At 69.6% G+C, this 15,253-nt stretch carries 12 protein-coding genes; 8 read left to right on the forward strand and 4 right to left on the reverse strand.

Annotated elements, in window-relative coordinates; translation table 11 throughout:
• Window positions 1-122 precede the first annotated feature (122 nt).
• The gene (locus LWJ43_RS31380) at window positions 123-1,619 is read left to right on the forward strand and encodes a DNA-binding protein NsdB (RefSeq protein WP_277335552.1); all 1,497 of its coding nucleotides are present in this window, start codon (window positions 123-125) and stop codon (window positions 1,617-1,619) included.
• Between the two features lie 72 nt (window positions 1,620-1,691).
• Here LWJ43_RS31380 and LWJ43_RS31385 read toward each other — a convergent pair whose 3' ends face one another.
• Complete coding sequence (locus LWJ43_RS31385; protein ID WP_277335553.1) at window positions 1,692-3,125, reverse strand: PP2C family protein-serine/threonine phosphatase; 1,434 nt, start codon at window positions 3,123-3,125, stop codon at window positions 1,692-1,694.
• 500 nt (window positions 3,126-3,625) lie between these two features.
• Between LWJ43_RS31385 and rpmG the strand changes: the two genes are divergently transcribed.
• Window positions 3,626-3,790, forward strand: a complete 165-nt coding sequence (gene rpmG, locus LWJ43_RS31390; RefSeq protein WP_277335554.1) for a 50S ribosomal protein L33 — start codon at window positions 3,626-3,628, stop codon at window positions 3,788-3,790.
• Between the two features lie 274 nt (window positions 3,791-4,064).
• On the opposite strand, the gene LWJ43_RS31395 is transcribed toward rpmG, so the two are convergent.
• Entirely contained in the window at window positions 4,065-4,565 is a 501-nt protein-coding gene (locus LWJ43_RS31395) for a tetratricopeptide repeat protein (protein ID WP_277335555.1), read from the reverse strand.
• Between the two features lie 62 nt (window positions 4,566-4,627).
• On the opposite strand from LWJ43_RS31395, the gene LWJ43_RS31400 reads away from it, so the two are divergent.
• Window positions 4,628-5,485 carry a VanZ family protein gene (locus LWJ43_RS31400; RefSeq protein WP_462100925.1) on the forward strand — a complete coding sequence of 286 codons (858 nt, stop codon included), beginning with the start codon at window positions 4,628-4,630 and terminating at the stop codon, window positions 5,483-5,485.
• On the opposite strand, the gene LWJ43_RS31405 is transcribed toward LWJ43_RS31400, so the two are convergent.
• Window positions 5,482-7,236 (reverse strand): glycoside hydrolase family 6 protein, encoded by a 1,755-nt coding sequence (locus LWJ43_RS31405; RefSeq protein WP_277335557.1) that lies wholly within the window; start codon window positions 7,234-7,236, stop codon window positions 5,482-5,484. The genes LWJ43_RS31400 and LWJ43_RS31405 overlap by 4 nt on opposite strands.
• Window positions 7,237-8,415: 1,179 nt before the next feature.
• Here LWJ43_RS31405 and LWJ43_RS31410 point away from each other — a divergent pair.
• The 4 genes from LWJ43_RS31410 (at window position 8,416) to LWJ43_RS31425 (ending at window position 13,836) form a co-directional block, all read left to right on the forward strand.
• Window positions 8,416-11,292 (forward strand): glycoside hydrolase family 48 protein, encoded by a 2,877-nt coding sequence (locus LWJ43_RS31410; RefSeq protein ID WP_277335558.1) that lies wholly within the window; start codon window positions 8,416-8,418, stop codon window positions 11,290-11,292.
• A gap of 151 nt (window positions 11,293-11,443) precedes the next feature.
• Window positions 11,444-12,157: a DUF4230 domain-containing protein gene (locus LWJ43_RS31415; protein WP_277335559.1), complete on the forward strand. Its 714-nt coding sequence runs from the start codon at window positions 11,444-11,446 to the stop codon at window positions 12,155-12,157.
• A gap of 109 nt (window positions 12,158-12,266) precedes the next feature.
• The gene (locus LWJ43_RS31420; RefSeq protein ID WP_277335560.1) at window positions 12,267-13,274 is read left to right on the forward strand and encodes an alpha/beta fold hydrolase; all 1,008 of its coding nucleotides are present in this window, start codon (window positions 12,267-12,269) and stop codon (window positions 13,272-13,274) included.
• Between the two features lie 52 nt (window positions 13,275-13,326).
• Window positions 13,327-13,836, forward strand: coding sequence for a mycothiol transferase (locus LWJ43_RS31425; protein WP_277335561.1), 510 nt, complete (start codon window positions 13,327-13,329; stop codon window positions 13,834-13,836).
• Here LWJ43_RS31425 and LWJ43_RS31430 read toward each other — a convergent pair.
• Window positions 13,833-14,645 (reverse strand): helix-turn-helix transcriptional regulator, encoded by an 813-nt coding sequence (locus LWJ43_RS31430; protein ID WP_277335562.1) that lies wholly within the window; start codon window positions 14,643-14,645, stop codon window positions 13,833-13,835. The genes LWJ43_RS31425 and LWJ43_RS31430 overlap by 4 nt on opposite strands.
• An 88-nt stretch (window positions 14,646-14,733) precedes the next feature.
• On the opposite strand from LWJ43_RS31430, the gene LWJ43_RS31435 reads away from it, so the two are divergent.
• Window positions 14,734-15,165: a DUF2000 domain-containing protein gene (locus tag LWJ43_RS31435; RefSeq protein ID WP_277335563.1), complete on the forward strand. Its 432-nt coding sequence runs from the start codon at window positions 14,734-14,736 to the stop codon at window positions 15,163-15,165.
• Window positions 15,166-15,253: the final 88 nt, after the last annotated feature.

Genomic DNA, 15,253 nt, shown 5'->3' on the forward strand with positions numbered 1-15,253 from the left:
CTACCTGACACCGGCGCGCGGGTGGCACAACATCTAGCGCCCCCTGGCGAACCCTGGCGAATATTCTCCCGGCATCCGCCGGGGGGCTAGGGTCAAGTCAGCCGAGAACCTGGGGGCTTGACGTGACCGGAGAACCCAACACCCGCCTGTCCGACCTGTTCGGCCTGGCCGGCTGGTCCAAGGGCGAACTCGCGAGAATGGTGAACAGGCAGGCGGCGGCCATGGGCCACCTCCAACTCGCCACCGACACCTCGCGGGTCCGGCGCTGGATCGACATGGGGGAGTCCCCCCGCGATCCCGTGCCGGAAGTGCTGGCGGCTCTGTTCACCGAGCGACTCGGCCGTGTCGTGACCATCGAGGACCTCGGGTTCGGCCGGCGCGGGCGTGTGGGGAAACGGCGAAAGGCCGGGACCGAAGACAATCCCGACGGCTTGCCGTGGGCGCCCGAACGGACGGCAGCGGTCCTCACCGAATTCACGGGAATGGACCTCATGCTCAACCGACGCGGCTTGGTGGGCGCGGGCGCCGCGCTCGCCGCCGGCTCAGCCATCACCGGCGCCATGCACGACTGGCTGCACTCCGAGCCCGCTCCGGCGGCCCGGGCCACCCGTCTCAACGACCCCTTGTACGCCGACAACGCCGGCTTCGACCTGTACGAGGCCGCGCCCGTAGGTTCGGAGGAGATCGCGGCCCTCGAGCACTCGGTCGAGGTGTTCCGGGCCTGGGACGCCTCCAGAGGAGGCGGACTCCAGCGCAAGGCCGTCGTGGGCCAGCTCAACGAAGTGGGCGGCATGCTCGCCTACCGCCACCCCGAGCACCTGCAGCGCCGCCTCTGGGGCGTCGCCGCAAACCTCGCGGTCCTCGCCGGCTGGATGTCCCACGACGTCGGCCTCGAACCCACCGCCCAGAAGTACTTCGTGATCGCCGCGCACGCGGCGCGCGAGGGCGGCGACCGTCCACGCGCGGGTGAGGCGCTCTCCCGCGCCGCTCGCCAGATGGTCCACCTGGGCCGGCCGGACGACGCCCTGGACCTGATGAAGCTCGCCAAGACCGGTTCCGGGGAGGAGACCCTGCCCCGCACGCGGGCGATGCTGCACACCATCGAGGCCTGGGCGCAGGCGTCGATGGGGCACGGGCAGGCCATGAAGCGCACACTCGGCGAGGCCGAGGAGCTCTTCGTGTCGGACAAGGGCGATGTGCCGCCGCCGAGTTGGATGCAGATGTTCGACGAGGCGGACATGCACGGGATGCAGGCGCTCGCCTTCCGCACGCTGGCCGAACACGACCCGGGCGCAGCCTCCACCGCGCAGCGGCACGCCAAGCAGGCACTTGATCTGCGGATGAACGGCCGCCAGCGGTCCAAGATCTTCGACTACATCTCGCTCGCCTCGGCGTGCTTCATCGCCAACGACCCCGAACAGGCCGACCGCTACGCACGGCTCGCCCTGATGTCGATGGGGGAGACGTCCTCGCACCGCACCTGGGACCGGCTGCGCGAGATGTACCGGCTCACCGGCCAGTTCGCCGGATACGCCAAGATCGAGGACCTGCGTGAGGAGATCGAACGCGCCCTCCCGCCGAGCGCGTCCCACAAGAAGGCCAAAGGTTCCCGGGTCTGAGGCACGACTGCCGTCGGGCCCAGCACACGGGCGGTCGAGGTCCGGGGCGTTCCGGCCGGCCGGCAGTCCTGGTCACGCCTCGACGCGGGCCACCAGCACGCAGGCGTCGTCGGGCCGTTCGTCCGTACCGAGCTCCTCGACCATGATCCGCACGCATTCCTGTGCGGTACGGGCCCGCGTGAACCGAGGCGCCAGTCCCAGCAGCATGTCCGGACCGGCGTTCCGGTCGCTGTGCCGTGTCAGTCCGTCGGTGTGGAGTACGAGCACATCGCCCGGCAGCAGGTCCATCCGGTCCTGCTCATAGGTGACTCCCGAGGTCGCCCCGAGCAGAACCCCGTCCGGCGCGGGCAGGGGGCATCCCACTCCGTTGCGGAAGAGCAGCGGCGCGGGGTGGCCTGCCTGCGCCCACTCGAGGGTGCCGGTCACGGGATCGAAGCGGCAGCACACGGCGCTGCCCAGAGCGGGTTGCGCGGAGCATTCGATCAGCTGGTTGAGATGGCCCATGACCTGGCCCGGGTCGACACCGGCGACGGCCATGCCCCGCAGGGCGCCGAGCAGCATCGCCATGGCCGAGGTGGCGGGGATCCCGTGGCCGGTGAGGTCCCCGACGGTGAGCAGCGTCCTGCCGTCCGGGAGTGGCAGCGCGTCGTACCAGTCGCCGCCGATCAGCTCGCTCGAACCGGACGGCAGGTAATGGGCCGCGATGTCCAGAACGCTCGTCCCCCGGCCAGGTATCGGCAGCGAGCCCCGCCACGGCGGCAGTACGGCTTCCTGGAGCTGTACCGCCATCCGGTGTTCGGCCCGGGCCATCTGCTCCCGATGACGCATCGTGTCCTGGGTCCTGCCCACGAGGTGCTCACCGCGCCTCAGCCTGCTCACATCGCGCAGGACCGCCCACATCGACGCGGTGCAGCCGTCCGGGTCGAGAACGGGTTCGCCCATCATGTGCAGCGTCCGCATGTCGCCGTCGGGCAGCAGGATCCGGAATTCGCCGTCTATCGGCCGGCCGTCGACCAGGCAGTCGGTCACCATGGACGTCAGGAGGGGTTGATCCTCCGCGAGGAGCACCGACGGCAGTTCGTCCAGGGACAGCGCTCCGGTTCCAGGCGTCCTGCCGAAGATCTGAAAGAGTTCGTCGGACCAGCTGACCTCGTCGGTGAGCAGATTCCACTCCGCGCTTCCCACTCTGCTCAGGAGGGAGCCCGTCGGCGGCCCGGCCGGTGTGCGGACTGACCTGCCGCCCGCGGGCTCGCCGGTCGCGCTGCCGGGGATGCCGTCCCGCAGCTGTCCCAGATGCTCGCCGAGGTCGTCGAGCTGATGGACGGCGAGGTCGCAGAGCGCCCGCTGCCAGCGCAGATGGGGATCGTCGTCGTCGATCACGGAGGCGTCGCGCCGCACGGCGTCCACATCGCCGCGCAGGAGCCGCGTCCGGTTGATCAGGGCGTCGACGGCTTGCCGCTCGGGCGGTTGTGGGGCGGGGCGGTCCGCAGACAGATGGGACGGCATCTGGTACTCCGATACAGGCGGTACGGCCGGTTCGTGGGGGTGGACCGAACACGACTGTTGCACAGGCTCGGGAGCCCCGTAAGGGGTTTGGCAACACTCGATGCGTTCTTGCTCCTGGCATATGCCATCGGCTGGGTGGAGCGAGGGTCCGCCGAACACCCTTGCCCCTTGCGGGGGTTGACGCAAGTCAACCGGCGTGAGCGGCCCGGCGTACGCCCGCGCACGCGGACCCGTGCGGCTCGCACCGGTCGGGATCAGGGCGTATCCGGGGTGGCGCGGGCTCGTCGGCGGGCGCGGACGGGTGCCACCGATCCTGGATGTCGAGAAGGTGTTCGGTGTGATGGTCGGAGGTTCGTCGACCGGCCGTTCGGATCCTGGTGCGCCGGAGGGGGCTCCATCGAGGGAATGGCGGCGCACCTGTACGTGTTGTGCCGACCAAGAACTGAAAACGACACCCATTCCCATCCTGGGGGCGGGGTCGGATCCTGTCTGGAGGTCCCATGGCGCGCAGTGAGACCAGGCCCGTCGTCCTGCTCCGGTCAACGGCCGGAACCGGCCATACCTATGCGACGCGGAAGAACCGGCGCAACGATCCCGACCGGCTGGAGCTTCGGAAGTTCGATCCGGCCGCGGGGCGTCACGTCGTGTTCCGCGAGATCCGCTGACGGCCGGCTGAATCGCCGTCGCGTGGCCGCTGGGCGTGCTCCGGCCTGCAGGGTCGTGGTGCGGATCACACGGCCGGGCGGCGATTTCCGGAACGGCGGGCGGTGGTTTATCGTTCATCTATACGTGGGCGTGAGGGCCTGACGGCAATCGGCCCTCACCTCCGCGCACGAGCTGCCCCGGCTGGATTCCCCCGATCCGGCCGGGGCTTCTTTTCGTACCGCGTGACGCGCCGCCGAATCCGGTCGGCCCGGCCTGGAAAGATCGCCAGGGCGCTCACATCGTCTGTGTGAGATCCGCCGCGTAGTGCTCGATGGCAGGCCGGTACTGCCGCACGTGGGGACTGTCGCTGGTCGTCGCGACCAGTCGCAGCAGGAGCTGCATCGCCTCGTGATGCTCCCCGGTGTTGAACAGCGCCATGGCCAGGAAGGTCCGCAGCGCCCCGTCGTCCGGGAACTCCGACACACCGCGCCGGAGCGTCTCGACGGCCTGCCCGAACCTGCCCAGGACGCGGTAGGTGCTGCCGAGCCCCAGCAGTGCGCCCCTGCGCTCCTCGTCGCCGAGCCCGTGGTCCTGCAGACTCCGCTCGTAGTAGGGGACGGCCTCCGCCTCCAGGCCGAGGACGTCGTGGACCCAGGCGGTCTGATAGGCGACGTCCGCCGCGTCGGGAAACGCGGCGGTGAGGGAGAGGAGGCGTTCCCTGGCCTGTTCGGGATGCCCCTCTTCGCGCAGCCTCACGGCCTCCGCCAGTAGGTCGTCCTTCTCCTGTGCGCTCATGCGCCCATCGTCGCACCCGATTACCGGGTGTGGCGGACAGGGTTGGGGGCATCCGTTCCGCCATGACAGCAGAGGCGGATCGTAGTGCACGACGCAGAGGTATGGGACGACGACTGCTGCGTGCGGCAGTAGTGACCGTGGCATTCATGGCACTTGTGGCGTTCTCCGTCGTTCTGGCGAAGGTGACGCTCACGCCGTCACCGGCGTCGGAGGACATCGTGACGTCCAATCTGAGGCCAGGGCGCTCCCTGAGGCAGTACGCGGAGGACTACACCTTCCTCGCCGCCTGCAAGCAGGCGGGCGGAAACCTTCTGCTGGGCGTGCCCTTCGGCGTCCTGTTGCCGATCCTGGTGCCGCGCCGTCTGCGGATGATCCGGATGACGGTGCTCACCGTGCTGGTCATCGCGGTCGTCGAGCTCGTGCAGGGCGCGCTCGTGGCGGGACGGGCCTTCGACGTCGACGACGTCATCCTCAACACGGCCGGCGCGCTCCTCGGGTACGTGGTGCTGGGGCGGCGCGTCAGCCACTACTATCACGCGCTCGCCGACGGACCGTCCGAGGTGGAGGCCGCGAGGACCACGCCGCGGACCCCGGCCAGGACGAAGCCGGGCGACGGGAAGAAGGCGAAGCCTGACACGGAGTCGAGGGCCGCAACCAAGGCGAAGGCCGGGAGCGGGGCGAAGCTCCTGTCCAAGGCGAAGCCCGGCGCGGGGGCGAACTCCGGTACGAAGCCGAAGCCTGCCGCCTCGTCGAAGGCCGGGACCCGGACCGGGGGCAGGGCGAAGCCCGCGGCCGAGCCCGCCGCAGGCCGGAGCGCGTCCGCGCAGACGGCTCGCGGACGCGCTCTGTTCGACAGGTGGCGCAGTCGTCGGGAGGGCCCGGGCGGGGGAGCGCCCGGGGCCCGTCGACGCGGAGCCTAGAGCGCCGGGTAGGCGTTCTTCATGAGCTCCTGGAACTGGGCGGAGAACCACTTTCCGGAGACCGGGGCGTCGCCCAGAGCCCCGGACATGTTGTTGTTGTTGCGGGCGTTGCCCGTGTAGGTCGGGTCACACATCCGGTCGAATCCCTTGCCCTCGTTGTTCGGGATCTCCTTGCTGGACCCGTCCGACTCCCCCGGGGGCTTCATCCAGACGTACGCGTCGATGCCGGCCTCCGGGGCGGCCTTCGGCCGTTCGCCGAGTCCGGCTCCGGCCTGGTTGCACCAGTTGCCCAGGTGGATGCGCCGGTCGTAACGACCGCCGTCCACATAGGTGTCGACGCTCGTGGTGGCCCCCGGGCCGGCCGGCCGCTGCGTGCCGCCCCAGCCGTTGCGCGAGGTGTCGATGAGCATGCCGATGCCGGAGTCGAAGCCCACGGAGACCAGCTCGTTGCGGAAGGCCTGGGCGAAGGACAGCTCGTCGGTGTAACGGTTCCAGTCGACCCACTTCGACTGGCGCACCGAGGTCCCGTTGACGGAGTCCTCGATCTTGAAGTTCGTCTCCTTCAGCGCGCTGTAGTTGGCCGTGTTGGTGATGAAGCCCTGGACGTCGTTGACGGTCGCGCCCTCGGCGGTCGCGGCCTCGTGGAAGATGTCGGCGGACGCTCCGAAGTTGTCGTCCCAGCCGATCCAGCCGTGGTGGCCCGCGTCGATGTAGTTGTAGACGTTCGGCGCGTCGCCGAGCTTGTTGAGTGCGTAGCCGACGCCCTTGACGTAGTTGCCGTTGGCCTTCATGACGTCACAGGCGGGTGTGGCGGTGGGGCGGCCGCCCGCGTTGGTCACGAGGTTCGGCAGGGAGTCGATCTCGACGGTGGTGACGATGCGCAGTCCGGCGTACTTGGAGTCGGCCAGGATCGCCGCGATGGGGTCGATGTACTCCGTCTTGTAGCGGCCGATCTCGGTGGGGCCGAGCTCACCGTTGGAGGCGAGCGCCGCGCAGTCGCGCCCGGGCAGGTTGTAGATGACGAGCTGGACGACGAGCTCGCCGGAGCCCTTCTGCGTCAGGGCCGCGTCCAGGTGGTCGCGCAGACCCATCGAGCCGTTCGCGCCCTCGATGGCGGCGATCCGGTCGAGCCAGACACCCGTCGGCTGGCTGGACACCCGGCTGCCGCCCGGTTCGGCGGCGGCCTTCTCCGACCATTCCGGGTTCACGTAGACCTTGGCGCCCTCGTACGGGTTGTTGACGCGACTGCCCGCGGGCGGATCGGTGGGCGGGTCCGTGGGGTCGGTCGGGTCGGTCGGGCCCGTCGTGTCACCGTTGCAGGTGACACCGTTCAGCTTGAAGGTCGCGGGTACGGCGCTGTTGCCGTTGCCCGACGCGTTGAAGCCGAAGGAGGCGGAACCGCCGGTGGCGAGGGCACCGTTGTAGGAGAGGCTCTTCGCGGTGACGGCGGCGCCGCTCTGCGAGACCGTGGCGTTCCAGCCCTGGCTGACCTTCTCGCTGCCGGCGAAGGACCACTCCAGCTGCCAGCTGGAGACGGCGGCACCGTTGTTGGTGACGCTCACCGCGGCGGTGAGGCCACCGTTCCACTGGTTCTGGATCTTGTAGTCGACCGTGCAGCCTGCCGCCGCTGCGGCAGACGCTCCGAAGGGGGCCACCGCGGCGGCGGAGCCCGCGGCTGCGGCGACGAGTGCTCCCGCGGCTATGAGTGCCATGCGGGATCGGCGCAGATTGGTGCGGCTCGTGCGGCTCATGCGAATTCCGTTTCCTCAGCTGTAGAGGGCGCGCGAACGCGGCGTGCCCGATTCCGTACGGGTGGGGGTACCGTGCTGGTCGCTGATCGAAGGACGGGCCGTGGAAGGGTCCCAGGTGTTCCGGATCCGTCCGGGGGAAGATTCCGGCCGTGGAACCTTCTGCGGCACCCGGCCGGTCGAGCCGGTGGGGGCAGATGTTCTGGCCGGTCCCGCTCAAGGCGAGGGGACTTCGGTCCGGCCGGTGAGAGCGTGGAACGCGGACGTACCCCGGTCTCACGGACGGTGCGGTTGTGTGGGCGCCACGGTTGGCGGGTGGTCCCGCGCCCCCGTGGTCCTCGTGGCCGATGCCGGGGGCCTCGGCGGCGTGCTGGTCAGGTCAAGCCGGTACTCCTCGTTCGGGGGCGTGGGGGCGGCCGTTCCCTCCGGAGCCGGCCCGCACGGTGGTGCGGTCGGCGAGCTCGTCGCTGCCGACGCCCGGTCGGGGCGGTCGGTCCACGGGGACGGAGGACCCGGCGGACCTGTGGAGCCGGTCGGATCCCTGGTGCGGAGAGTGCTGTCGAGCCTGGACGCACCGGGTGCGTGACCCGGTGGCGCTGCGGCGGTCGGAAAGCCTGACGCCGAGCCCGCGCTGTTCGCCCGTGTCCTGTCCGTGCCGTCGCCGGCCGTGGTGCCCGCTTCCGGACATCCGCGGATCCGCGGGTGCACGGTGCTGTTCGACCACCGTGCGTACGACGGCGGATCCGGAAGCCGTGCCCATGGCCGCGGAAGTGCTGCCGGCCATGTCGAGCACCGCTCCGGGGAGCGGCGTGAACAGGTGCGATAAGCGCGGGGGATGACACATGAGCGACTCCTTGCAGACCGGGCGTGCCCCCTACGGCACGTCGACTGGTGGAACCGCTCCCACTGGTGTGGCTTGACGTTAGAGCGTCAAGTGGTGTCGGTCAACACACCAGTTGGCATCTCTTGTCGTCGAAATAATTCGACTCTTCAAGTCTCTTGACTCCCTTTTTCCTCGTCCCCATGCTGGGAGCGCTCCCACTGGTTCAAGGCTTGTGCTCAACTCCGCACACCCCCATGTCGCCGAGCCGCGAGGAGGTACCGCGCATGCCAACGGGACGCGTACGAAGAACGTGGTTACCGAGAAGACCGGGAAGAACCGGAGCCGGAAACCGACGCCTGATGACCGCATTGGTGGCTGCGCTGGCTCTCCCTCTGGGAATGACCGCCGCAACCGGTACGCCGGCCCGGGCGGCCGCCGTCCAGTGCAGTGTCGACTACAGGGCGAACGACTGGGGTTCGGGCTTCAGCACCGAACTCACCGTCACCAACAGGAGCTCCTCCGCGATCGACGGCTGGACCCTGACCTACGCGTACGCCGGCAACCAGCAGCTCACCAACGGCTGGAACGGGACCTGGTCCCAGTCGGGCAGGAACGTCACCGTCAAGAACGCCGCCTGGAACGGTACGGTCGCCGCGGGCGCCGCCGTCACGACGGGTGCGCAGTTCTCCTACAGCGGCACCAACACCGCTCCCACCGCCTTCGCCGTCAACGGCACGGCGTGCGTGGGTGCCCACCAGCCGCCGATCACCGTCCTCACGAGTCCGGCGGCGGGCGCCGTCTTCTCCGCCGGGGACGCCGTGCCGCTGGCAGCCACCGCGGCAGCCGCGGACGGGGCAGGGATCAGCAAGGTCGAGTTCTACGACAACACGACTCTGCTGGGCACCGACACCACCTCCCCGTACACCTACAGTGCCCAGGGCCTCGCCGCCGGTGCGCACTCGGTGTATGCCAGGGCCTACGACAGCCTCGGCGCGTCCGCGGAGTCCACCCCCGCGGGCATCACCGTCGTCGCCGGCCCCGCCGTCGTCGCGACACCCGCGCAACTCGGTGTGCAGCAGGGCAAGTCCGGGACCTTCAACGTCTCGCTGTCCACCGCGCCCTCCGCGAGTGTCACCGCCACGGTGGCGCGCACCGCGGGCAACACCGGGCTCGGCGTGTCCAGCGGCGCGAGCCTGACGTTCACGCCGTCGAACTGGTCGACGCCCCAGAAGGTCACGGTGACCGCCGCCGCGTCCGGCACGGGAGCCGCGACCTTCACGGTGACGGCCCCCGGGCACAGCAAGGCCGAGGTCACCGTCACCCAGCTCGCCGCCGCCAAGGACTACGACGCGCGCTTCCTCGACCTCTACGGGAAGATCACGGATCCGGCGAACGGCTACTTCTCCTCGGAGGGCATCCCCTACCACTCCGTGGAGACGCTGATCGTCGAGGCTCCCGACCAGGGCCACGAGACGACGTCGGAGGCGTACAGCTACCTGATCTGGCTCCAGGCGATGTACGGGAAGATCACCGGGGACTGGACGAAGTTCAACGCCGCGTGGGCCACCATGGAGAAGTACATGATCCCCACCCACGCCGACCAGCCCACGAACTCCTTCTACAACGCGTCGAAGCCCGCGACCTACGCGCCCGAGCACGACACACCGAACCAGTACCCCGCAGTCCTCGACGGGTCGGCCACCGCCGGCTCGGACCCGATCGCGGGCGAGCTGAAGAGCGCGTACGGCACCGACGACATCTACGGGATGCACTGGATCCAGGACGTCGACAACGTCTACGGATACGGGAACACACCCGGCAAGTGCTCTGCCGGCCCCACCGCGGCCGGGCCGTCGTACATCAACACCTTCCAGCGCGGTTCGCAGGAGTCGGTCTGGGAGACCGTCACCCACCCGACCTGCGACAACTTCACCTACGGCGGGAAGAACGGCTACCTCGACCTGTTCACCGGGGACGCCTCCTACGCCAAGCAGTGGAAGTTCACCAACGCCCCGGACGCGGACGCCCGTGCCGTGCAGGCCGCCTACTGGGCCGACGTCTGGGCCAAGGAACAGGGCAAGTCGGGTGAGGTCTCGGCCACCGTCGGCAAGGCGGCGAAGATGGGCGACTACCTCCGCTACTCCATGTTCGACAAGTACTTCAAGAAGGTCGGCAACTGCGTCGGCCCGACCACCTGCCCCGCCGGCAGCGGCAAGGACAGCGCGCACTACCTGATGTCCTGGTACTACGCCTGGGGCGGTGCCACCGACACCTCGGCGGGCTGGTCCTGGCGCATCGGATCCAGCCACGCCCACGGGGGCTACCAGAACCCGATGGCTGCCTACGCGCTGAGCTCCGTCGCGGACCTCAAACCCAAGTCGGCCACGGGACAGCAGGACTGGGCCAAGAGCCTGGACCGTCAGATGGACTTCTACCAGTGGCTCCAGTCCGACGAGGGGGCCATCGCGGGCGGTGCGACCAACAGCTGGAAGGGAAGTTACGCCCAGCCCCCGGCCGGTACGCCGACCTTCTACGGCATGTACTACGACGAGAAGCCCGTCTACCACGACCCGCCGTCCAACCAGTGGTTCGGCTTCCAGGCGTGGTCCATGGAACGCGTCGCCGAGTACTACCACGAGTCGGGTGACGCCCAGGCCAAGGCAGTGCTCGACAAGTGGGTCGACTGGGCACTGTCCGAGACCACCATCAACCCGGACGGCACCTATCTCATGCCGTCCACCCTCAAGTGGTCCGGCGCACCCGACACATGGAACGCGTCGAGCCCCGGCGCCAACTCCGGTCTCCACGTGACGGTCGCCGACTACACCAACGACGTCGGGGTGGCCGGCGCCTACGCCAGGACGCTGACCTACTACGCCGCCAAGTCCGGTGACGCGGAGGCGAAGGCCACGGCCAAGGGGCTGCTCGACGGCATGTGGGGCCACTACCAGGACGACGCGGGGATCGCGGTGCCGGAGACGCGCGCCGACTACAACCGGTTCGACGACCCGGTGTACGTCCCGAGCGGCTGGACGGGTGCGATGCCCAACGGCGACACCGTCGACAAGGACTCGACGTTCCTCTCCATCAGGTCGTTCTACGAGGACGACCCGAACTGGCCGAAGGTGCAGGCCTATCTGGACGGCGGAGCCGCCCCGGTCTTCACCTACCACCGGTTCTGGGCGCAGACCGACGTCGCACTGGCCCTGGGGGCGTACGCCGACCTCCTGGAGTGAGTGACCGCAGCACCAGGGGTCCCGGCTCCGGCCGTCCAGCCGGCGGCCGGGACCCCGTCGGCGCGGCTCAACCGGCCCCGTCCGTACAGGATCTGGCGTATTCGGCGTCCTGGGGCGGACTGAAAACGACGGACCGGGTCACATGGAAGGAATGACGTCCACTGACGTAAGGACAGACAGCACCGGTGACCCCGGGCCCGGCAGCACGCCGCGCCGCCGTGCCCGGCTGCGCGGGTGTCTGCCGTTCGCCGGAGTGTGTGCCGCGGCACTGGTCCTGCTGCTCCTGGGCTCCAAGCTCAGCCTGCTGCCGGGCCTCGACGACCTCTTCGAGGAGAAGACCACGGACCGGTCCGGCCCCGCGGTGCTCAAGTCCATCCAGGACATGAGCGCGTACGAGGCGGCGTCCGGCAACTTCCAGGTCGTCGTCGACCTGGAGAAGGACGCGAAGTACCTGCCCGACGCCATCCGGGGCACCCGGACGCTGTACGTCGGCGCGGGCACCGTCGGGGCGTCCGTCGACCTCGGCAAGGTCGGGGCGGAAGGGGTGACCGTGAACGAGGAGCGGACCACGGCCGAACTCGTGCTGCCCCACGCGGTGCTGGGCAAGCCGGCTCTGGACCCGGACCGTTCCTACGCCGTGTCCAAGCAGCGCGGCATCCTCGACCGGCTCGGCGACTTCTTCTCCGACAACCCCGGCAGCGAGCAGGCGGTCAACAAGCTCGCGGCCCAGCACATCGGGGAGGCGGCCGAGGAGAGCGGGCTGACGAAGCGCGCCGAGAAGAACACCACCTCCATGCTCCAGGGACTGCTCGGCTCCCTCGGATTCGAGAAGGTCACGGTCCGCTACGCCGATCCGCCGCGCTGACCCCCTCGGAGGGGCGGCTTTGCCGTAACGGCAAGTTCTCTTGGCCGAAGGTGTCATGGGGCCGAATGATGGCCGCACAGACAGACCCGGAGAACCCCAGGAGACCGACATGCCCCAGCCCACTCCTGCCGCCGAGCCCTCCACCACCGTCCCCGGGGCGTCCCACCGGATGGTGGACGTCCCCGGCGGCCGGATCCACCTCATCGAACAGGGGGCCGGCCCCCTCGTCCTCATGATCCACGGCTTCCCCGAGACCTCGTACTCCTGGCGCCATCAGATGTCCGCCGTAGCCGCGGCGGGCTACCGCGCGGTGGCCGTCGACGTACGCGGCTACGGGCGTTCCTTCGCTCCCGGACCCGTGGACGCCTACCGGATGACCGCCCTGGTCTCCGACACCGTCGGTGTCGTGCACGCACTGGGCGAGGAGACCGCGATCGTCGTCGGCCATGACTGGGGCTCGGCCATCGCGGCGAACAGCGCGCTGCTGCGCCCCGACATGTTCACCGCCGTGGCCATGCTCAGCGTTCCCTACGCTCCCCGGAGCGAGGTCCGTCCCACCGACGGCTTCGCCCTCATCGGTGGGAGCGAGGAGTTCTACGTCAGCTACTTCCAGCAGCCCGGCCGCGCCGAGGCCGAGATCGAACCCGATGTACGCGGATGGCTGGCAGGGTTCTACACCTCGCTCTCCGGGGACACCATGCCGCCGCCCGGCACGGACAGCCCCTTCTTCGTGCCCGCCGGAGCGGCCATGCGGGACCGTTTCACGTGCGGCGCCCTGCCTTCCTGGCTTCCGGATGCCGAACTGGACGTCCACAGCGCCGAGTTCGAGAGGAAGGGCCCGACCGGCGCGCTCAACCGCTACCGGAACGTGGACCGTGACTGGGAGGACCTCGCCGCCTGGGACGGAGTCCGACTCGCCTGTCCCGCGCTGTTCGTCGGCGGTGCTCTCGACTCCTCCACGACGTGGATGGCCGACGCCATCGCCGACTTCCCGACCACGCTTCCGGGCCTGGTCTCCTCACACATCCTGGAAGGCTGCGGTCACTGGATCCAGCAGGAACGCCCCGAGGAGGTCAACGCCCTGCTGACGAAGTGGCTGCACACCGTGCGCCCGTGACGGCCGCGTGTCGCAGGCGGGGCCCTGTCCGCGGACCGGCGATGGTGGGCGTATGAACAGTGCGGACATTTTCACCGATGCGTTCGAACGCATTCATGAAGCGGTGCACGCGGCAGTCGAAGGTCTCCCGGCCGAGGACCTCAACGCCAGGCTCGACGAGGACGCGAATTCCGTCGCCTGGCTCGTGTGGCACCTCACGCGGGTCCAGGACGACCACATCGCCGATGCGGCGGGCACCGAGCAGGTCTGGTCCTCCGAGGACTGGGCGTCCCGCTTCGAGCTCCCCCTGGCGAAGGACTCGACCGGCTACGGGCACAGCAGTGCGCAGGTGGGGTCCGTCGAGGTGCAGTCGGCCGAACTCCTTCTCGGCTACTTCGACGCCGTGCACGAGCAGACCCTCGCCTTCGTACGAGGACTGGACGGCCGGTCCCTCGACCGCGTCGTGGACGACGCGTGGTCGCCGCCGGTGACCCTCGGCGTGCGGCTGGTCAGTGTCGTCGCCGACGACCTGCAGCACGCCGGTCAGGCCGCTTTCGTCCGCGGCGCGCTGGAGCGCCGCTAGACGGTCCGGGGCGACGCGACCGCGGTACGCGCGTAGTGGCCGGGGCTCGTGCCGACCACACGCTTGAAGTGCCGGGAGAAGTGGGACTGGTCGTAGAACCCGGCCGAGGCCGCGACCTCCGGCACGCGCATGCCGCCGAGCAGCAGGCGCCGGGCCAGATCGACGCGTCGCCCCGTCAGGTACTGGTGCGGCGCCATGCCGAACTCGCGGCTGAAGGCCCGTACCAGGTGCGTGTGGTGGCTGTGCAGCTTCTCCGCCGCCTCGCGGAGCGTCAGTCCCTCCACGAAGTGCTCGTCGAGCAGGTCCCGGAGCGCGTAAGCGATCCGGCGGTCGTGTGCCTGGGGTGCGGCGGGCTCGTCGCGCAGATGCCGGGCGAGACGCTCGGACACGAGAGCGAGACGACTCTGGGCCTCCAGTTCGTCTCCGGGACGTACGAGCGTCCGGTGGAGCTGGTCCACCCGGTGACGCAGCCGGGGATCCCGCAGGACGGGCCGGTCGACCGCGTGCCCCACGAGGTCCGCGCCGATCTGCCCGGTGTCCAGATACAGGACGCGTTTGCGGAAGCCCCCCGGAGTGGCCGCGACGCCGTTGTGGGGGACGTGCGGGGGCAGCAGTGTCACCACCGAACTGGGTGCCCCGTGCTCGTGGCGGTCCAGGTCGTAACGGACCATTCCCTCGTCGACGATGAGGAGCGTCCACGCGTCATGCGTGTGCATCGGGTACGCATGGTCGGCGAAGTGAGCGTGGAAGACCTCGTCGATCCCCTCGACGTCCGGACGCCAGGCGGTGATGTCCGGACGTGCGCTCATGGACAGAGCGTACAAGAGCGTCACGGTGCTCCGGCACGTGCAAACTTCGTACAAGACGGCCGGCGGGCGGCTCGGCAGACTCCCTGACATGACCGACGACAACGCACCCGTACGCTTCGACACCAAGATCGCCGTGCTGCTCCGCGACGACCTCGAGACCTGGCAGCGCCTCAATGTCACCGCCTTCCTGGTGAGCGGTCTGGGGACGCAGGTGCCCGAGGTGATCGGTGAGCCGTACGCGGACGCGGACGACACCCGGTACCTGCCGATGTTCCGGCAGCCCGTGCTCGTGTTCACCGGCTCCAAGGAGCTCCTTTCGACCGCGCACGGCCGGGCGCTCGGCCGGGGCGCGACCCTGGCCGTCTTCACCTCCGACCTCTTCGCGACCGGACACGACAAGGCCAACCGGGCCGCGGTCCGGGCGGTGCGCGGGGACGACATGGATCTCGTCGGCCTGGCCGTGTACGGGCCGCGGAACGGCGTGGACAAGATCCTCAAAGGCGCGTCGATGCACCCCTGAACCCGCGGCCCGGCGTCACCGAACGCATACTCACGGGCACACCTGTGCGAGTGATGGTTCCCGGTGCCATACTCAAGACAAGTCCGCT

The organism is Streptomyces sp. JH34 (assembly GCF_029428875.1).
In the GTDB taxonomy this organism is placed as follows: domain Bacteria; phylum Actinomycetota; class Actinomycetes; order Streptomycetales; family Streptomycetaceae; genus Streptomyces.